Origin of the sequence: Spirillospora sp. NPDC048823, assembly GCF_043198445.1 — a bacterium.
GTDB lineage: Bacteria > Actinomycetota > Actinomycetes > Streptosporangiales > Streptosporangiaceae > Spirillospora.
Map to the genome: position 1 here is coordinate 351,694 of NZ_JBICUT010000001.1, position 17,169 is coordinate 368,862.

Here is a 17,169-nt window from a genome sequence, read left to right on the forward strand (position 1 = left end):
TCGATGGAGCATCCGTGTCCTCGCATGCCTCGCAACCCGTTGGCCTCAGCCGTCGGGTGATCTTCCTACTTGCTCTGACCTGCGGCGTCGCCGTGGGGAACATCTACTTTCCGCAGGCGGTCAGCCCGCTGGTCGCGTCCGGCCTGGACGTGTCGCCGGGAACGGCCGCGCTGGTGGTGACCGCGGCGCAGTTCGGGTACGCCGCGGGGAACTTCCTGCTGGTGCCGCTCGGGGACCGGTTCCCGCACCGGCCGCTGATCGTGGTGATGCTCGTCGTCACCGGGATCGGGCTGCTGGGCGCGGCGGGCGCCCCCGGGCTGCCTGCGCTGGCCGGCGCCAGTGCCCTCGTCGGGATCACGACCGTGGTCGCGCAGGTCATCGCGCCGATGGCGGCCGGGCTGGTGGCCGACGACCGGCGCGGCGCGGTCATGGGGACGCTGCTGTCGGGGTCGATCGGCGGCATCCTGCTGGCCCGCACGTTCGGCGGGATGATCGGCGAGTGGCTCGGCTGGCGGGCACCGTACCTGGTCTCCGCCGCGGTCGCCCTGTGCCTGGCGGCGGCGCTGGCGTTCGCGCTGCCCGCGACCGTCCCGCCGTCGAAGCAGTCGTATCCCGCGCTGCTGGCCGAGCCGCTGCGGCTGCTGCGGCGTGAGCCGGAGTTGCGGCGGACGTGCTTCTACCAGGCGACGATCTTCGGCGGGTTCCAGGCCGTCTGGACGGGCGTCGCGCTCCTGCTCACCGGGCCCGTCTACGGGTTCGGGGCGCAGGCCGTGGGGGTGCTGGCCCTGGTCAGCGCGGGCACCATGATCGCCACGCCCATCGCCGGACGGCAGGTCGACCGGCGGGGCTCCGATCCGGTCGGCCTCGTCGCCATCCTCGGGACGATCGCGGCCGCCGGGGTGCTCGCGGCCGGCGCCGCGGGCGGGCGGTCCGGGCTGGTGGCGCTCGCCGCGGGGACACTCCTGCTGGACGTCGCGATGCAGTCCGGCATGGTCGCGAACCAGTCCCGGATCTTCGCATTGCGGCCGGAGGCCCGGAGCAGGCTCAACACGGCCTACATGACCTGCTCCTTCCTGGGCGGGAGCACCGGTTCCTGGCTGGGGGCCGCGGGCTACTCCCGGTACGGCTGGACGGGCGTCTGCGCGCTCGTGGCGTTCCTGGCCGTCCTCGCCCTGGCCCGCCATGTCCTGCGCCGCCGCCCCGCCGCGGCGGAGCGGGTGCCGGGCAATGCGGAGGCAAAGTCCGCTTCGCGATCATGATTCTTTGCGGCGGGCCGGTTTACGTGCGCATGACGCGCGGGTACCTAACGCATCAGGTTCGTGACACAGAGTGAGCGAGAAGGCCTCGGGGCGGCAAAGCCCCAGGTCGGGAAACGGGAGGGACCGGGATGCACCGCACGGAGCGTGAGACCCGCGTCGTCCCCGCGCCCCCGTCCCCGCGCGGCCCGGCCCGTACGGCCGAGGGCGATCGCGGCGCGCTCCACCGCGGCCGGCACCGTCCCCCAACGGGTGCCGCGGGCGGGGCGGGCGGCGATACACCTCGGGTCCTCGGCCGTACCGGACCAGCCGGGCCCTTCGACCATCCCCGGACCCCGGTGCCGCACGCCCCCGCGGCACCGGCGTCCCCCACGAGCCGGGCCGGCGGCATCACCCGAGCCGTGCCGCCGGCCCGGCCGCCGTCACCGGGGCGCCGTGGCGGCGCCCTCCCCCGAGCGCCGGACGGGTCCCCCGGCCGGCCGGAGCGGAAGGGAGGTGGGAACCAGTCCTGAGCCGAACCGGCGCAACGCCGGTGAACACAGGCGGCCGGAACCTCCGTCCGACCCCCGTCCCGGCCGCCGACGCAGTCAGGGATCGCTGCGGAGCCGGGCCCGTGGAGGCGTCACGCCCCCGCGGGCCCGGTTCACAGTTTCCTGCGCCAGACCTGCCCGTGGACGACGTCCCCGAAGCGTTCGACCGGGGGCTCCTCCTCGTCCAGGACGAATCCGGCCCGTTCGTAGAGGCGGTGCGCCGGACGCTGCAGCGCCGTCGTCCACAGCATGATCTCGGAGTATCCGGCTTCGGCCGCGAAGCGGACGCACTCGCCGACCAGCGCCGCCCCGATGCCCATCGCGCGGGCATCCGGCTCGACGTGCAGCAGCCGGAGCTGCGCGACGTCGCCGGCGCTGCGGACGCAGAAGACGCCGCCCACCCGCATGCCGCCGGATTCGGCGATCCAGGCGTTCTCCCGTTCCGGATCATGGTTCTGCACGTAATCGGCGACGACCTCGGCGACGAGGGCCTCGTAGGTGCGGTCCCAGCCGCATTCCCGGTCGTAGAGGGCGCCGTTGCGCTCCACGATCCAGCCGAGGTCGCCGGGGCGCAGCGGGCGCAGGACGAAGCCGTCCCCGCGCGGGCGGTCGCCGAGGATGCCGTGGACGGAGCGCATCGCGGCCAGGAGGCGGCGCCGGTCATCGGCGGGCAGCCCGTCCAGCAGCGCGCGGATCTCGGCGACGGACCGCTCGTCGAGCATGGCGAACACCTCGCGGCCCCGCGGCGTGAGCCGGACGATCTGCCGGCGCGCGTCGCCGGGCGCACGTTCGCGCCCGACCAGCCCGTCGGCCTCGAAGCGGGCCAGCATCCGGCTGAGATAGCCGGCGTCGAGGTCGAGGGCGCGGCGCAGGGCGAGGACCTCGGTGTCGTCCCGCTGGGCCAGCTCGAAGATCACCCGGGCCTCGGTGAGGGAGTACGGCGTCTGGACGAGGCCTTCGCCGAGCACGCCGATCACCCCGGTGTAGAACCGGTTGAACGACCGGACCGTGCCGATGTCCCCGTCGGTCACCGCCATGCCCACCTCCCAATGTTTGACTCAGTCAAACATTAGTCGACCCGGCGGCGGTCATCCAGTCCCTTGAGGAACGGCCGTCAGGCGCTCGCCTCGGCCTCGGCCTTCGCGCCGCCCAGCTCCCGCGCGTCCTGCACGATCCGGCGCTCGACGAAGAACGTCATCAGCGGGACGATGCCGCCGAGCACGATCACCGCCATCCTGTTCAGCGGCCAGCCGGTGCGCCGCCACAGGTCGTACGCGACCGCGAGGTAGACCATGTAGAAGAAGCCGTGGATCGGCGAAACGACGGCCACCATCTCCGGCATGTCGGTCGGCCCGTACTTCAGGACCATGCCGATCGTCAGCAGCACCAGCAGCGTGCCGACCACCAGCGCCAGGATCCGGTACCTGGTCACCGCGCCTTCCACAGATCACACCTTTCGTCGACGGCCCGCACGGGCGGCCCGTGCGGACGGGTCAGCGGCGTCCGCCGCTCTCGGAGTTCAGCCGCGCGAGGTAGCGGTTGTAGGCGGCGAGGGCGGGATCCTCGTCCTCCTGCTGCCGGATGATCCGCCGCGTGATCTCCGCCTCCGCGGGCTCCTCGATCACCGCGGGCGCCGGGGCGGCGCCCGATCGCTCGTCGCGGATCATCTTGACCCACATCACGACCACGAAGAGCGCGAAGATCGGCCACTCGAAGGTGTAGGCCCAACTGCGGTCGTTGCCGCTCTGGGCGCGGTCGTACTGCCACCAGCCGAAGCCGAGGAACGCGCCGCACAACACGATCGCGATCAGGTGCAGCCCGAGCCAGCCTGGGGTGAGGAACCGTCGCACACCCCCGAGCCTACCCTCGGCCCGGTGGAGTGCGGCCACGACCCCGTCCGGGCGCATGGACGGCCCGCGCGCCGGTCACCCGGCGGGAATCGGCGGCCCGGTGAAGACGGCGCGGGGACGCAGCGGGCCGCCCCGGCCGTACTCCTCCAGCGCGTGCGCGAGCCACCCTGCGGTGCGCGCGACGGCGAAGACCGCCTCCCCCGCACCCGGCACGAGGCCCGCGACCGCACCCAGGGTCGCCGCCCATCGCCCGACTTGTAGACGGTGTGCCCGAACCCGGGGATCCCAGGCCGGCGATCAGGGCGCGTCCGGGCGCGGTGACGGTCTCAGGGTCGAGGTGGTGACGCAGCGGGTCGGTCGCGGCGAGCGCGGCCACCCGCGTCGCCGAGACCACCGGTGCCAGGGGCACGATCCCGGCCGTCGCGGACGTGGCGTCCCGGGGCGGCTCGAGCCGCCTGGTCAAGGAGTCCGCCCGGCTCCACCGCACCCACGCAACGTGAGGAGCCGCAGCGGTGTTGAAGAAGATGACGGATCCGCATGGGACGCTGAACACTCCGGAAGGAGCGCCGCACGATGACCGAGACCCTCGCGTTCGGCACGGTCGACACCGTGCTCGGCCGCCTGCTCATCGCCGAGACCGAGACGGGAGTCGTCTCCCTGCACTTTCATGACACCCCCGCCGCCCGTGCCCGCACGGCCAAGGCGACCGGCCTGCCCGTCGTGGACGCTCCGGGCCGCCCGGCCCCGGCCCTGTCGGCCCTCCGCGACTACTTCGCCGGCGACCTGAAGCGGTTCGAGGTCCCGATCGACTGGCGGCTCACGTCCGACGTCCAGCGGCAGGTCCTGTCGACGCTGCACGACTCCGTCCCGTACGGGCAGGTCATCACCTACGGCGGCCTCGGCGACCGCAGCGGCACCGGCGTCCACGCGCAGGTCATCGGCCAGGTGATGGGGAGCAACCCGATTCCGCTGATCGTCCCCTGCCACCGCGTCGTCGCCTCGAACGGCCTGGGCGGCTACAGCGGCGGCTCCGGCGTCGAGGTCAAACGCTGGCTCCTCACCCTGGAGGGCGCACTCCCCGCCACCCTCGACTGGGACCTCACCCGCGCCCCCTGAGCCCCACGGCGCCTTCAGACGCCGGGCCGGCGCGGTCCCACGAGAATCGCCGGGTCGAACGAGACCTCGAACGGCTCCGACAGCCGCAGAGTCCGGCCCGCGCACACCCGGTCGGCCTGCACGTACTCGGCGCCCTTGAGCACGAGCACCTCGACGCAGGGCGCCCCCTCACCGATCAGCTCGACCCGCAGAAACGTGGGAATCCCTGCGGCCGCATACATGCGGGGCTTGTCGGTGAAGTCCCGCATGCGATTCCGCTTTCCCGGGCTGACCACCTCGGCCACGAGATGTATCTCGCCGGGATCCAATGCCACGGTAGCGGCCTGCATGGCCTCGGCGTTGCCGAGCACCACGTCCGGGGTCGCCCCCTCCCCCGCACACGGGACGTTGGCACCCTCGGTGATGTCGAAGTCTTCCGGTGCGGCGGCGATCAGGATGCGCGCCAGACGCCCCGTACAGAGCTGATGGCTAATCGCTGTCATGTGGGTGTGATCCACAGGCGATCACACTGGGCGTTCGCTCGGTTACGTCGAGAGACCCGGACTCTAGAGGATCTGTCAGCCAGATGCGCCGGGAGTCGAAACTTACCTACGGATAGTCGGGAATCGTAGGATGGGGGGCGTGCCGAGGATCAGTGAGGCGACCGTCGCGGCGCATCGGGCGCGGCAGTTGCGGACGCTGCTGGACGCCGCGCGGGCGCTCGTGGCGGAGGAGGGCATCGAGGCGCTGTCGCTCGCGGCGCTGGCGAGGCGGGTCGGGCTGTCGCGGCCGGCCCTGTACGAGTACTTCCGGTCGAAGGACGATCTCGTCGCCGCGATCGTCGAGGAGGAACTGCCCCGGTGGGCGTCCCTCGTCGAGGACGCGCTGACCGGTCCCGGTGATCTGGACGGCAAGGTCGAGGCCTACATCCGGGTTCAGCTCGGCGTCATGACCGACGGGCGGCATGCCGCCGCGGTCGCCTTGGCCGAGCATGCGCTGGCCGAACCGGCCCTTGAGCGCATCCGGGTGGGGCACGCGATGCTGCTGCGTCCGCTCGTCACCGCCTTGGAGGACGGCGGCGTCGCCGAGCCGGCGCTGCGGGCGGAGCTGATCCAGGGGCTGGTCGATACGGCCGCGCGCCTCGCGCAGCGTGCGCCGTCGGACGCCGGGACCGTCATCGCTGCGACGCTGGCCCAGGCCACCGCGGGGCTTCGCTAGGCCTTCTCGTAGGTGACGTCGGTGAGCGTTTCGGAGATCTCCCAGAGGCGTTCGGCCTGGGCGGGACGGTTCGCCCGCGGAGGCGTGACCACTTCGGTCGGGGCGCCGCGGTACTGGAGCAGGCGCGGGCCGTAGCAGGCGCCGCCGTGGACGTCCGGGGCGGTGGCGGCGTAGAGGGACGGCAGGGCGCCCGCGGCGGCGGACTGGGCCATCACCGCGTTGCCCAGGCCGGCGGCCCTCTCCATCAGAGGGCTGCCCTGCATCCTGGGGCCGGTCTGCTGGAGGTTGGTGGCGGCGTAGCCGGGGTGGGCGGCGACGCTCGTCACCTCGGGGACGCGGCGGTCCAGCTCCCGGGCGAAGATCAGGTTGGCGAGCTTGGCCTGGCCGTAGGCGGACCACTTGCGGTAGCGGCGCTCGCCCTGCAGGTCGTCGAAGTTCAGCCGGCCGGACCAGGCGAACGCCGAGGTGAGCGTGACCACGCGGGGGGACGGGGCCGACCGCAGCGCGGGCAGCAGGAGGCCGGTGAGGGCGAAGTGGCCGAGATGGTTGGTGCCGAACTGCATCTCGAAGCCGTCGGCGGTGGAGCGGCGCGGGATGGCCATGACGCCGGCGTTGTTGACCAGGATGTCGACGGGCGCGTCGCCGTACCGGGCCGCGAACTCCCGGACCGACGCCAGGTCGGCGAGGTCCAGTGAGCCGAGGACGAGGTCGGCGTCCGGCGCGGCGGCCTTCACCCTGTCGAAGGCGGCCTGGCCGCGTTCGGCGCTGCGGCAGGCCAGCACGACGGACGCGCCGTGCCGGGCGAGCTGGAGAGCGGTGTGGTAGCCGATGCCGCTGTTGGCACCGGTGACGATCGCCCGCCGGCCGTGCAGATCGGGGATGTCTCCGGTCGTCCATCCGCGCATGGGCACCTCCACGTCATATCGCGACTTCACAAGCTAGACGACCCGGCCGCGCCGCGCAGCCGGGCGTCCACGAAAACGGACGGCGAATGCGCCGTGTGGCGCAATTCACAGCCGCGGGGCGCGCCCTCCGGACGCGGAGGGCGCGTCCGCTCTCAGGCCGGCAGGTTCTCTTCGATGGCGGCGACGACCTCGTCCGCCTCGGGCTCGGCCTGCGGCGCGAAGCGGGCCGCGACCGTGCCGTCGGGGGAGATCAGGAACTTCTCGAAGTTCCAGCGGATGTCGCCGGTGTGGCCCTCGGCGTCGGGCGCGCCGACCAGCCCCTGGTACAGCGGGTGCCGCCCGTCGCCGTTGACCTCGACCTTCTCGGTCATCGGGAACGTGACCCCGTAGGTCGCCGAGCAGAACTCCGCGATCTCGTCCGCGGTGCCGGGTTCCTGCCCCATGAACTGGTTGCAGGGGACGCCGAGGACGGTGAAGCCGCGTCCCGCGTACCTCTCCTGCAGCCGCTCCAGGCCGGAGTACTGCGGGGTGAGGCCGCACTTGGAGGCGACGTTGACAATGAGCACGGCTTTGCCCCGGTACTGGCCGAGGTCTGCGGGTCCGCCCCGCAGGCCGTCGATTTCTACGTCGAAGACAGACATGGGGCCGATCCTAGGAGATCGCCCTCCGTGGCCGGCCATGTCCTCGTTCGATCACCCGCCGGCGCCGCCGGGCCCGCGGGCCCGCGCCGCCGGCGCATCCTCACGTGCCCAAGGCGTTCACGAAGGCGGCCAACTGGTTGCCCGCCTCGCCGAGCTGGCTGAAGGCGTTGTTGACCACCCCTGCAGCATCCGTGGGTGAGCTCAGCAAATAGAAGATGACGAACGCGATCGCCACATAGCGGAGGTTCTTCTTCATCCGTACGCCGTCCCTGGTTGTAGCGCAGCGACACAACTGACCCGATCCAATTGTGCCCAGGCGCGTCTGCCCGCAAAGCGCGATTTTACTGTGACGCGGAGGCAACCGCTTGCTGGCCGCGCGTGAAAAGCCCCGCACCGCCGGGGATGCGGGGCCGGGGAGCCGCCCGTCAGCCCGGGATGGCGCTCATGAACTGCGACAACGACTCGGCGGCGGTGCCGAGTCCGCTCAGGGCGTTGTTGACGAGACTCGCCGCTCCCTCGGGCCTGCTGATGACGTACCACACCACGAAGGCGATGGCGGCGATCTTCATGTGCTTCTTGTTCACTTCAACCACCCTCTGCAGTCAATTAACTACGGAGAGTGTTTCCCAGTGATGGCCGACCAGAGAGCAACGACGGGCAAAGAGCCGGTCAGGTCCCGTTGGCGTGCGCCGTGAGGTAGTCGATGTAGAAGGGCCGGAGCGCGTCCGCCATCTCCCCCTCACCCGCGTGCGTGAACTCCTCCAGCAGCGACAGGCCGTGCAGCAGATCGAACTCGGCGCGGCCGACCTCCCCCATGGACGCCGCCGCGGCGGGGATCGCGCGCAGCAGGTCCCACAGGAAACCGACGTCGCGCCGCTCCTTCGCGAGGCTCATCGCACGCTCATACAGCTCCTTGGACGGCAGCTCCTCCAGCTCGGCGCCGTCCGGCGTCACATCGGCCATGCCCCGACTCTAACCAAGCGGACGGGAACCGGTCCCCGTCACTTCTTCTGGATGACGTCCTGCGGGATCGGCTGGTCCTGCTTGAGCGCCTCGAAGAGCTTGGACGCCTTGGCCTTGTCCCAGGTGATGTACGAGCCGACGCCCGCCGCGCTGCCGTTGCCGCCGATCGGGACGGTGGTCGTGACGCCGTCCTCGCCGCTGACGCCCTTCATCGCCCACATCATGCGGACCAGGTGGTGCAGATGGTCGCCCTCGTCCACCAGGAAGTTGCTGGTGGAGTTCATCGCGAGCGGGACGCTCTTGAACGGGTTGAGGAGCGTCCCCGGGCTCGCCGCCTTCTTCATCAGCGCGGCGAAGAACTGCCGCTGGTTCTCGACGCGTTCGAGGTCGGCGCGGGCGAACGCGCGGGTCCGCACGTATCCGAGCGCCTGGCCGCCGTTCAGGGTCTGGCAGCCGGCCTTGAGGTCGAGCCCCGCCTTGGGGTCCTTGAGGTCCTCCTTGATGCACATCTCCACGCCGCCGATGGCGTCCACCACACCGACGAAGCCGCCGAGGCCGATCTCGGCGTAGTGGTCGATGCGGAGGCCGGTGGCCTCTTCCACGGTCCGGACCAGCAGCTTGGGGCCTCCGAACGCGAACGCCGCGTTCAGCTTGTTGCGGCCCTTGCCCGGGATCGGGACGTAGGAGTCGCGCGGGAGGCTGATCATGGACGTCCCGCCGGAGCCGTAGTGCAGCAGCATCATCGTGTCGGTGCGCCGCCCCGAGGCGAAGCCGGTCCTGAGCTCGCGCTGCTCGGCCTTCGACAGGCCCTCGCGGCTGTCGGAGCCGACGATCAGCCAGTTCGTCCCGGGCGTGTCGGCGACGCGCCCCGGGTAGTCCACGAGCACCGCCTCGCGCTTCAGCCGCGAGTCCAGGTAGAAGTAGCTGCCGGCGAGGACCAGCAGCAGGACGACCACGATGGCGCCGAACACCCGCCCGCCGCGACCGCGGCGCCGCCGCCGCCGGGGCGGAGGGCCGCCGTAGGGGTCGCCCTGGCCGTGACGGGCTCCGCCGCGCAGCTGGTCACCGGCATGCGGGTCGTCGTACGGGTCGTAGGAATCGCCGTACGCTTCCCGCCCGTAGGCGGGCTGGTGATGCTCCGCCCGGACGGAGTGGTGCCTGCTGCGGGCCACGCGGTCGCCCTCCTTGCGTGTCCGGCCTTCCGGCCAGCCGTCGTTCATGCCGTAGACCTTAGACTTCCCGGGCGTCCGCCGCGTCCTTCTCCTGCATGATTGTCCATACGGCCAAATCACCGCGCTATGTGACATATGAAGCGGAAACCGTCGTCCTCAGGACGCACACTGCCCTTGGCACGCAGGACGCGCGGAGGGCGGCGTATGGGTACACGACGGCGTTCTTCCCGGCGATTCGCGCTGCGTGGGCCGGGCCGGCGCGCCCGGCGCCGCAGAGAGCCGCCTCCCGACCCCGGCCTGCCGGAGGTGATCCTCTCGTGGCACGCCCGGGACAGGGAGCTCACCGAGACGGGCATGGGCACGATCGCGCGGCGGCTCCCCTCGACGATCGTCCAGGCCGCGCGGCTGGCCTGGCGCGCGAGCCGCGCCGACACGATCGCCACGATCTCCCTCAACCTCGCCGCCGGGTTCTTCACCGCATTCTGGCTGCTGGCCACGACCGGCGTGCTCACCGCCCTGTTCAGCGCCGCGCCGACGCCGTCCCGCGTCCGCGACGCGCTGCCCTCGCTGGCGCTGGTGGCGGGTGCGGTGGCGATGCGGGCCGCGCTGCAGGCGGGCGCGGGCTGGGCGCAGGCGCGGCTGGACCCGCAGGTCGAGCGGCTGGTCGAGCTGCGGCTGTACGAGGCGACGACCGCGGTGGACCTGACCGCGCTGGACGACTCGGACTTCCTGGACGACCTGAAACGCGCGCAGGGACGAGGCATGATGTCGGCGCCCATGGTCGTCCAGTTCGCCGTGGACGTCCTCACCGGCGCGGTCGGCATGATCGCGGCCGCCGGGACGCTCGGCGTGCTGCATCCGCTGCTGCTGCCGCTGCTCCTGCTCACCGCCGTGCCCGAGGGCTGGGCGTCCGTCCGCAGCGCACGCATGCGGTACCTGATGATGCTCTCCCTCGTCGGGGTGGCACGCCGCAAGTGGATCCTCTCCGACCTGATGGTCGACCGGCGGCACGCCCCCGAGGTGCGCTCGTTCACGATGCGGCCGTTCCTGCTGAACCAGTACGACCGGGCCGCCTCCTACCAGCGGCGCGTCGAACTGGACGTGGCCCGCCGCCAGACCATCGTGAAGATCACAGGCGACATGCTGAAGGGCGTCGCGACGGCGGCCGTCTACATCACGCTGGGGATCATGCTGTGGAAGGGCGCGGTGCCCCTGGCGGTCGCGGGCACGGCGGTGCTCGCGATCCGGACGGGGCAGTCCTCCCTGGCCAACCTCGTGTTCGCCGTCAACCGGTGCTACGAGGAGGGCCTGTACTTCGGGGACTACCAGGACTTCTGCGCCGCCGCCGAGAAGAAGATCCCGCATCGCGCGCTGCCGCCCGCGAAGACGGAGAAGCGCGAACGGCTCCCGGACGACTTCGACTGCATCCGGGTCCGGGACGTCGCCTTCACCTACCCGGGCTCGGACGCACCGTCCCTCAACGGCATCTCGCTGGACCTGCGCAAGGGCGAGGTGGTCGCGCTCGTCGGCGAGAACGGTTCGGGCAAGACGACGCTCGCGAAAGTCATGGCCGGCCTGTACGACCCGGACGCGGGCGAGGTCTTCTGGGACGACGTCCCGCTGACGAAGGTGGCGCCCAATGACGTGTGGGAACGCATCGCCGTCATCGCACAGGAGTACACGCACTGGCCGATGACCGCCAGGCAGAACATCACCATGGGCCGCGGCCGCGATCACGTCCCCGGCGAGGACGAGGCCCCGGCACTGCTCACCGCCGCCCGCGCCTCCGGCGCCGAAGAGGTCGTGGGCGATCTCGCCCACGGGTACGACACACTGCTGGACCGCCGGTTCAAGGGCGGCGCGGAACTGTCGGGCGGCCAGTGGCAGCGCCTCGCCGTCGCCCGCGGCTTCTTCCGCGACGCGCCGCTGCTGATCTGCGACGAGCCGACCGCCGCCCTCGACGCGCGGGCCGAGCACCAGCTGTTCGAGCGGATCCGCACGCACGCCGACGGCCGGACCGTCCTGCTCATCACGCACCGGCTCGCCAGCGTCCGCTACGCCGACCGCATCTACGTCCTGGAGCACGGCACGGTCATCGAGGAGGGCGACCACGCCTCCCTGATGGCCCGGGGCGGCCTGTACGCCGACCTGTACTCCCTCCAGGCCGCCGCCTACGGCAACGGCGACGCGCACACGCAGGCGGGCCGGACACGGGCCGACTGAACACGGGCAGGTCAGAGGTAGGCGCCGAAGCCGATGCCTCCGCGTTCGGGCGCGGGGGCGTCGGGGAGGTCCTCCGGGCGGAGCGTCCCCACCTCGGCGGCCTCGACGCCTCCCGGTTCCTCGTCGTCCTGCGCGGTGATGCGCCGCGCCTGCCGGGAGATCGCCGCCTCCAGCAGGTTGCGGACGAGCCTCGCGTTGCCGAACGAGGAGCCCCGCGGCTGCGCGGCGACCAGGCCGCGGACCGCGTCGACGGTGCCGGGCGCGAGCACGAACCCGGCCTCCGCCGCCATGAACTCGAAGATCGTGACGAGCTCGTCGCCCGAGTAGTCGGGGAAGCGCAGCACCTTCGGGAACCGGGACTTGAGCCCCGGGTTGGCCTTCAGGAACCCCTCCATCTCGGCGTCGTACCCGGCGACGATGACGACCAGGTCGCCGCGGTGCTCCTCCATCAGCCGCAGCAGCTCGGCGATCGCCTCATGGCCGAAGTCGCGCCGGTCGCCGCCCGAGGACGACAGCGCGTACGCCTCGTCCACGAACAGCACGCCGCCGAGGGCGCGCTCGACCGCGCCCCGCACCCGTGGCGCGGTCTGCCCGATGAACTCGGCGACGAGGTCGGCGCGGGTCACCTCCACCAGGTGGCCGGACGACAGCAGCCCGAGCCGCGCGTACACGGCGGCGATCAGCCGGGCGATCGTCGTCTTGGCCGTGCCCGGGTTGCCCATGAACACCATGTGCCGGGACGGGGACGCCGGGGACAGCTTGGCGTCGCGCCGCAGCTGCTCGGCGCGGACCTCGGCGACCAGCGACGACACCTCCCGCTTGATGTCGGCCAGGCCGATCAGCCGGTCGATCTCGGCGAGCGGGTCGCCGGGGACGTCGTCGCGGCCGCGGGTGAGCGTGCCGGGGACGTCCTCCAGCAGGATCTCGTCCAGCGACTCGGTCTCGTCGACGATGCCGTCGGCCAGGACGCGCCGGCCCTGCATCGCCACCGCGCGGTCGAGCAGGTGGATCATCGCGCGGGCGTTGCCGAACCCGCGTTCGCGCGGCGCCGCCTCGGCCAGCTCGCGGACCTTCTCCAGCACTCCCGGCGCCAGCTCGAACCCCGAGTCGGCGGCCTTGGCGGCGAACACCTCGACCAGCTCGTCCTCGGTGAGGTCGGGGAACCGGACGGTGCGGGGGAAGTGCGCGGCCAGGTCGGGATGCGACTTCAGCAGCCCGTTCAGCTCCGCCTCCGGGCCGGTCAGCACCACGACGAGGTCCTCGGGGTGCGCCTGGACGCCGGTGAGCAGCACGTCCAGGACCTCGCGTCCCCGCGCCGCGTCCGCGGCGGCCGACACCAGGGCGTGCGCGTCGCGGACGACCAGGACACCGCCGTGGGCCTGCTCCACCGCCCGGCGGACCCGCAGGACGCTCTCGCTCGCGTACTCGCCGAGCAGGTCGGCGCGCTCCACCTCGACCAGGTGCCCGGACGACAGCACGCCGAGGTCGGCGTAGAGCCGGCCGAGGATTCCCGCGACCTTGCTCTTGCCGGTGCCGGGGTTCCCGATGAACACCAGGTGCCGGGGCCGGGCCCTCGCCGTCATGCCCGCCTCGCGGCGCAGCCGCGCGGCCCTGGCCTCGGCGACCAGTGCGTCCACCTCCCGCTTGGCGGACTCGATGCCGGCGCACGCGGCCAGTTCGGCGAGCGGGTCGGTGCCGGCGGAGCGGCCCGGGACAAGCCGCTGCGGCAGGTCCTCCGCCGTGACCTCCGGGGGGCCGGCCGGTGCGGCGGCGTCCGGCCGCCCGGCCTCCTCGCCGGCGCGCCCTGCCTCCTCGCCGGCGCGCCGGGCCGCCGCCTCGACGGCCTCGCCCGCCATGTGCTCCACCAGCCGCGCACCGCGCAGGTTCAGCAGCGGCGGGGTACGGCGCAGCATGCCGGCGGCGGTCGCGGCCACCTCCGGTTCGACGTGCGCGCCGCGCCGCACGACGGCCAGGGTGAACAGTTCCGCGAAGTCGTCCTCGGCGAAGTCCCGCGTGCGGGCCACGTCGAACGCCCGGACGAGCGCCGGGTTGGCGTCGAACAGCCGCCGGTCGCCGCCGGGACGGCACAGCGCGACGACGCTGAGCGACGGCGAGCGGGCCATGAGCCGCCGCAGCTCCTCCGCGGCGGCGGCACCGCACCGCTCGTGCGCGGCGAGTTTCTCCAGGTCGTCCACCACCAGGAGCATCCGGGCCTCCAGGCAGTCCCGGACGCGGGACTGCAGCCACAGGACGGCGTCGCTCACCCCCAGCGACGCGAACACCTGATCGGAGATCCACATCGCCTCGCGGACCGCGCCGCCCTCGGCGAGCCGGCGCTCCACGACCTCGGCGGCGGTGCCCTTGCCGGTGCCCTCCGGGCCGGCGATCAGCAGCCGGACGGGCCGCTCACCGGCCAGCCGCGCCGTCACCGCGTCCCGGAGCACCCCGGACAGCTCCGGCTGCCCGACCAGCGCGTCCCCCTCGACGTCGTCCCGCCGGGGACGCGTCTGCGCGGTCTCCCCGCCGTTGCGGGCGGCGCCCAGAGTGGCGCCGAGCGTGTTGACGACCCGCCGCGCGGTGAACAGCCGCCGCAGATCGGCCTGGAACGGCCGGACGGGCACACGGCACCGCGGGCTGACCGGCGACTCCGGCAACCCCTGCACCGCGCCCGTGATGCGCACGGCCATGTCCAGCCACGCGCGGGCCGCGTCGGCCTCCCCCGCGACCAGTCCCCTGGCCAGCCACGCACGCACGTCCTGCTGCCACGCCTCGACGGAGAAGCCCTCACGCGCCGCGCGGAACCGCTCCTCCAGGTTCTCGTAGCGGGCCGTCCCCAGCACCACCGCCAGCTCCGCCGGGACGACCGTCGCCTCGGCCGCCAGCAGCAGCCGGGCGAGAGCGACGTCGGGCTCGTCCCCGTCCGCGACGGCCCCGGCCAGGCGCTCATGCGCGGTGTCCAGCCCGGCGCACGCCCATCCCAGATATCCGACCGGCCCCGCCAGCTCGGGCAGGACGGCCAGTTCCCCGTCGGTCAGCCCGGCGGCCCACGCCTCCTCCAGCCGCGCGTTGGGGACGCTCATGTCCACCTCGCGCAGCTCCGGATCGGCGGCGCGCCGGTCGAACAGCGCCATCAGGGCCCGCCTGCGCCGCTCCACCGGCTCCAGCCCCTCGAAGACGTCCAGCCCCGCGCGGGCCAGCTCGAACATCACCGTGCGCCGTTCGCGGTCGTTCCCGGCCGGTTCGGGCAGCCACAGGCCCGGCGGACGCCACCGCCCGCCCTGCGTGAACCACGCCAGCGGGTCCTGGACGGCGGACTCGGGCGTCGCGAGGAACGCCGACAGGAGCTCGTAGTCCACGTCCCCCCGCGACCCGCCGCGGACCGCCGACGCGCCGAGCAGGAACGTCAGCAGCGACCACTGCTCGGCACCCGCCGCACTGGTGTCGCCCCCGTAGAAGTCGCTGAGCTGCCGCGTCAGCACCACCGCGCGGGGGTCCCGGTTGTACTCCACGGCGCGTTCGCGCATCTCCTCGACCAGGCCGTCGGGGACGCGCCAGGGCCCGTACGCGTACACGTCCAGCACGGGCTCCTCGGTGAGCAGCACTTCGAGATGATCCGGCAGCCGGGGGGAACTCACCTGGGGTCCTTCTCCTACATGGGGTCGGGCATGGCGTCCGACAGCACCCTATGACCCGGCTTGATCACGCACACCCCCGTCGCGCGCCGCGTTTGGCAGGCGGGCCGTCCTCGGCGATAGTTGTCGTATGGAAACCATTCGCCGGACGAATGAGTGCAGACACGAGGAGAAACCCGCGTGCCGCTCCTGGAAGTGACCACGCGGCCACACGGCGGACGCGCCGTCGTGCGGCTGCGCGGAGAACTCGATATCGCCTGCTCGGACGACCTGCACAGGCAGCTGAGCGACGCCCGCCGCGAACACGGCGAGCATCTGGTCCTCGACCTCGCCGACCTGGAGTTCATGGACTCCGGCGGCCTCTCGGTCATCGTCGCCTGCTACAAGGCCACCACGGCGGCCGGCGGCAGCCTCACCCTCGCCGCCCCCCGCCCTCTCATCCGCCGCACCCTGGAGATAACCGGCCTCCACCGCCGGATCCCCGTCGTCGCGACCGTGGAGGACGCGATGGCCGGACCCGGCCCGGCCGGCTGAACCTCACGCAGATGTCAGGTCCAGCTGGGCGTCAGGTCCAGCTGGGCGACGCGCTGCCCAACTGGCCGCCGGGCGCGGCGGGCGGCGCGGACGCCCCCGCGGAGGGCGTGGCGTGCACCGACATCGCGTGCTGGACCAGCATGATCAGCACCTGCTTCGTCGACTCGCGGCTCCGCGCGTCGCACTGGACGATCGGCACGTGCGCGCTGATCGACAGGGCGTCGCGGATGTCGTCGACGGCGTACTGGAACTCGCCGTGGAACCCGTTGACGCCCACCACGAACGGCAGGCCGAGCTCCTCGAAGTAGTCCACCGCGGCGAAGCAGTCCTCAAGCCGGCGGGTGTCGACCAGCACGACGGCGCCGATCGCGCCGCGGACCAGGTCGTCCCACATGAACCAGAAGCGGTGCTGCCCGGGCGTGCCGAACAGGTAGAGGATCAGCTCGCTGTCGAGCGACACGCGGCCGAAGTCCATCGCGACCGTGGTGGTCGTCTTGTCGGGCACGGCCGACAGGTCGTCCACGTCGGCGCTGGCCGCGGTCATCACGGCCTCGGTGGTGAGCGGCATGATCTCCGACACCGAACCGACGAAGGTGGTCTTGCCGACACCGAACCCGCCGCCGACGACGATCTTGACCGAGGTCAGCTCGGCCTCTCCGCCGTGCGGCCCCGGGACCGGAACCTGGTCAGAGCTTCCGAAGGCCACTGAGCACCCTTTCTAGCAAGCGGAGGTCCGGCTGTCCGCCGGCGGTGGTGGCGGGCTGGGACTGGTGCAGCCGCAGCAGCCCTTCGACGGCCATGTCGGCGACGAGCACCCGCGCCACCCCCAGCGGCAGGCGCAGGAGGGCCGAGACCTCGGCCACCGAGCGGGCCGAACGGCACAGGTCCATGATCGCCCGGTACTCCGGGGTCAGCACGGCCACGTCCCGCGGCGGGTAGGGAGCCGCGGTGACCAGGGCCTCGATGGCCAGGTCGTAGCGCGGCTTGGTCCGCCCGCCGGTCACGGCGTACGGGCGCACCAGCGAGCTGCCGTCGCCCTCGGGCCGTTCGGGGGGGCGTCCCTGGGCCGGAACCCTCCCCTGATCACCCGGCCAGCGCCCGGGGACCCCGGGACTGCCTCCGAAGCTGCCTCGATCCATGTCGCCGACCT

General features: G+C 72.6%; 19 protein-coding genes. 5 read left to right on the plus strand and 14 right to left on the minus strand.

The features are described from left to right. The first annotated feature begins 56 nt into the window (after nt 1-56). The gene (locus ACGFK0_RS01400) at nt 57-1,259 is read left to right on the plus strand and encodes an MFS transporter (RefSeq protein ID WP_392898399.1); all 1,203 of its coding nucleotides are present in this window, start codon (nt 57-59) and stop codon (nt 1,257-1,259) included. Nucleotides 1,260-1,899: 640 nt separating this feature from the next. Here ACGFK0_RS01400 and ACGFK0_RS01405 read toward each other — a convergent pair. The 4 genes from ACGFK0_RS01405 to ACGFK0_RS01420 form a co-directional block, all read right to left on the minus strand. Beyond that, nucleotides 1,900-2,823 carry a GNAT family N-acetyltransferase gene (locus tag ACGFK0_RS01405; RefSeq protein ID WP_392898401.1) on the minus strand — a complete coding sequence of 308 codons (924 nt, stop codon included), beginning with the start codon at nt 2,821-2,823 and terminating at the stop codon, nt 1,900-1,902. 77 nt (nt 2,824-2,900) lie between these two features. Further along, the gene (locus tag ACGFK0_RS01410; protein ID WP_392898404.1) at nt 2,901-3,218 is read right to left on the minus strand and encodes a DUF3817 domain-containing protein; all 318 of its coding nucleotides are present in this window, start codon (nt 3,216-3,218) and stop codon (nt 2,901-2,903) included. Nucleotides 3,219-3,279: 61 nt separating this feature from the next. Further along, the gene (locus ACGFK0_RS01415) at nt 3,280-3,636 is read right to left on the minus strand and encodes a hypothetical protein (RefSeq protein ID WP_392898406.1); all 357 of its coding nucleotides are present in this window, start codon (nt 3,634-3,636) and stop codon (nt 3,280-3,282) included. A 75-nt stretch (nt 3,637-3,711) separates the two neighbouring features. Continuing rightward, nucleotides 3,712-3,849, minus strand: coding sequence for a hypothetical protein (locus ACGFK0_RS01420; RefSeq protein WP_392898409.1), 138 nt, complete (start codon nt 3,847-3,849; stop codon nt 3,712-3,714). Between the two features lie 360 nt (nt 3,850-4,209). On the opposite strand from ACGFK0_RS01420, the gene ACGFK0_RS01425 reads away from it, so the two are divergent. After that, entirely contained in the window at nt 4,210-4,752 is a 543-nt protein-coding gene (locus tag ACGFK0_RS01425; protein ID WP_392898412.1) for a methylated-DNA--[protein]-cysteine S-methyltransferase, read from the plus strand. Between the two features lie 14 nt (nt 4,753-4,766). Here ACGFK0_RS01425 and ACGFK0_RS01430 read toward each other — a convergent pair whose 3' ends face one another. Further along, nucleotides 4,767-5,249: a Uma2 family endonuclease gene (locus tag ACGFK0_RS01430; RefSeq protein ID WP_392898415.1), complete on the minus strand. Its 483-nt coding sequence runs from the start codon at nt 5,247-5,249 to the stop codon at nt 4,767-4,769. 124 nt (nt 5,250-5,373) lie between these two features. Between ACGFK0_RS01430 and ACGFK0_RS01435 the strand changes: the two genes are divergently transcribed. Further along, nucleotides 5,374-5,949, plus strand: a complete 576-nt coding sequence (locus ACGFK0_RS01435; RefSeq protein WP_392898417.1) for a TetR/AcrR family transcriptional regulator — start codon at nt 5,374-5,376, stop codon at nt 5,947-5,949. Here the strand turns inward: ACGFK0_RS01435 and ACGFK0_RS01440 are convergent. From ACGFK0_RS01440 to ACGFK0_RS01465, 6 genes are all read right to left on the minus strand, one after another. After that, complete coding sequence (locus ACGFK0_RS01440; RefSeq protein ID WP_392898419.1) at nt 5,946-6,854, minus strand: oxidoreductase; 909 nt, start codon at nt 6,852-6,854, stop codon at nt 5,946-5,948. The genes ACGFK0_RS01435 and ACGFK0_RS01440 overlap by 4 nt on opposite strands. Nucleotides 6,855-7,006: 152 nt before the next feature. Beyond that, nucleotides 7,007-7,495, minus strand: a complete 489-nt coding sequence (locus ACGFK0_RS01445) for a glutathione peroxidase (protein ID WP_392898422.1) — start codon at nt 7,493-7,495, stop codon at nt 7,007-7,009. A 100-nt stretch (nt 7,496-7,595) separates the two neighbouring features. After that, a complete protein-coding gene (locus tag ACGFK0_RS01450) occupies nt 7,596-7,751 on the minus strand; it encodes a hypothetical protein (RefSeq protein ID WP_392898424.1) in 156 nt (51 codons plus the stop codon). A gap of 169 nt (nt 7,752-7,920) precedes the next feature. Then, complete coding sequence (locus ACGFK0_RS01455) at nt 7,921-8,079, minus strand: hypothetical protein (protein WP_392898427.1); 159 nt, start codon at nt 8,077-8,079, stop codon at nt 7,921-7,923. An 85-nt stretch (nt 8,080-8,164) separates the two neighbouring features. Next, complete coding sequence (locus ACGFK0_RS01460) at nt 8,165-8,458, minus strand: hypothetical protein (protein ID WP_392898429.1); 294 nt, start codon at nt 8,456-8,458, stop codon at nt 8,165-8,167. A 38-nt stretch (nt 8,459-8,496) separates the two neighbouring features. Then, entirely contained in the window at nt 8,497-9,678 is a 1,182-nt protein-coding gene (locus tag ACGFK0_RS01465; RefSeq protein WP_392898432.1) for an LCP family protein, read from the minus strand. A gap of 258 nt (nt 9,679-9,936) precedes the next feature. On the opposite strand from ACGFK0_RS01465, the gene ACGFK0_RS01470 reads away from it, so the two are divergent. Continuing rightward, a complete protein-coding gene (locus tag ACGFK0_RS01470; protein WP_392898435.1) occupies nt 9,937-11,853 on the plus strand; it encodes an ABC transporter ATP-binding protein in 1,917 nt (638 codons plus the stop codon). Between the two features lie 11 nt (nt 11,854-11,864). Here the strand turns inward: ACGFK0_RS01470 and ACGFK0_RS01475 are convergent, their stop codons facing one another. Then, entirely contained in the window at nt 11,865-15,488 is a 3,624-nt protein-coding gene (locus ACGFK0_RS01475; protein ID WP_392898437.1) for an AAA family ATPase, read from the minus strand. Between the two features lie 177 nt (nt 15,489-15,665). Here ACGFK0_RS01475 and ACGFK0_RS01480 point away from each other — a divergent pair, with 177 nt between their 5' ends. Then, a complete protein-coding gene (locus ACGFK0_RS01480; RefSeq protein ID WP_392898440.1) occupies nt 15,666-16,019 on the plus strand; it encodes an STAS domain-containing protein in 354 nt (117 codons plus the stop codon). Between the two features lie 31 nt (nt 16,020-16,050). Here the strand turns inward: ACGFK0_RS01480 and ACGFK0_RS01485 are convergent, their stop codons facing one another. Together ACGFK0_RS01485 and ACGFK0_RS01490 are read right to left on the minus strand one after the other, a co-directional pair. Further along, nucleotides 16,051-16,665: an ATP/GTP-binding protein gene (locus tag ACGFK0_RS01485; protein ID WP_392899570.1), complete on the minus strand. Its 615-nt coding sequence runs from the start codon at nt 16,663-16,665 to the stop codon at nt 16,051-16,053. Nucleotides 16,666-16,705: 40 nt separating this feature from the next. Beyond that, a complete protein-coding gene (locus ACGFK0_RS01490; protein ID WP_392898442.1) occupies nt 16,706-17,158 on the minus strand; it encodes a DUF742 domain-containing protein in 453 nt (150 codons plus the stop codon). Nucleotides 17,159-17,169 lie beyond the last annotated feature (11 nt).

Coding starts and splice junctions, on each gene's coding strand:
- ACGFK0_RS01405 (WP_392898401.1), bottom strand. CDS start 2,823: ATGGCGGTGACCGACGGGGACATCGGCACGGTCCGGTCGTTCAACCGG.
- ACGFK0_RS01425 (WP_392898412.1), top strand. CDS start 4,210: ATGACCGAGACCCTCGCGTTCGGCACGGTCGACACCGTGCTCGGCCGC.
- ACGFK0_RS01440 (WP_392898419.1), bottom strand. CDS start 6,854: ATGCGCGGATGGACGACCGGAGACATCCCCGATCTGCACGGCCGGCGG.
- ACGFK0_RS01445 (WP_392898422.1), bottom strand. CDS start 7,495: ATGTCTGTCTTCGACGTAGAAATCGACGGCCTGCGGGGCGGACCCGCA.
- ACGFK0_RS01450 (WP_392898424.1), bottom strand. CDS start 7,751: ATGAAGAAGAACCTCCGCTATGTGGCGATCGCGTTCGTCATCTTCTAT.
- ACGFK0_RS01460 (WP_392898429.1), bottom strand. CDS start 8,458: ATGGCCGATGTGACGCCGGACGGCGCCGAGCTGGAGGAGCTGCCGTCC.
- ACGFK0_RS01465 (WP_392898432.1), bottom strand. CDS start 9,678: ATGAACGACGGCTGGCCGGAAGGCCGGACACGCAAGGAGGGCGACCGC.
- ACGFK0_RS01490 (WP_392898442.1), bottom strand. CDS start 17,158: ATGGATCGAGGCAGCTTCGGAGGCAGTCCCGGGGTCCCCGGGCGCTGG.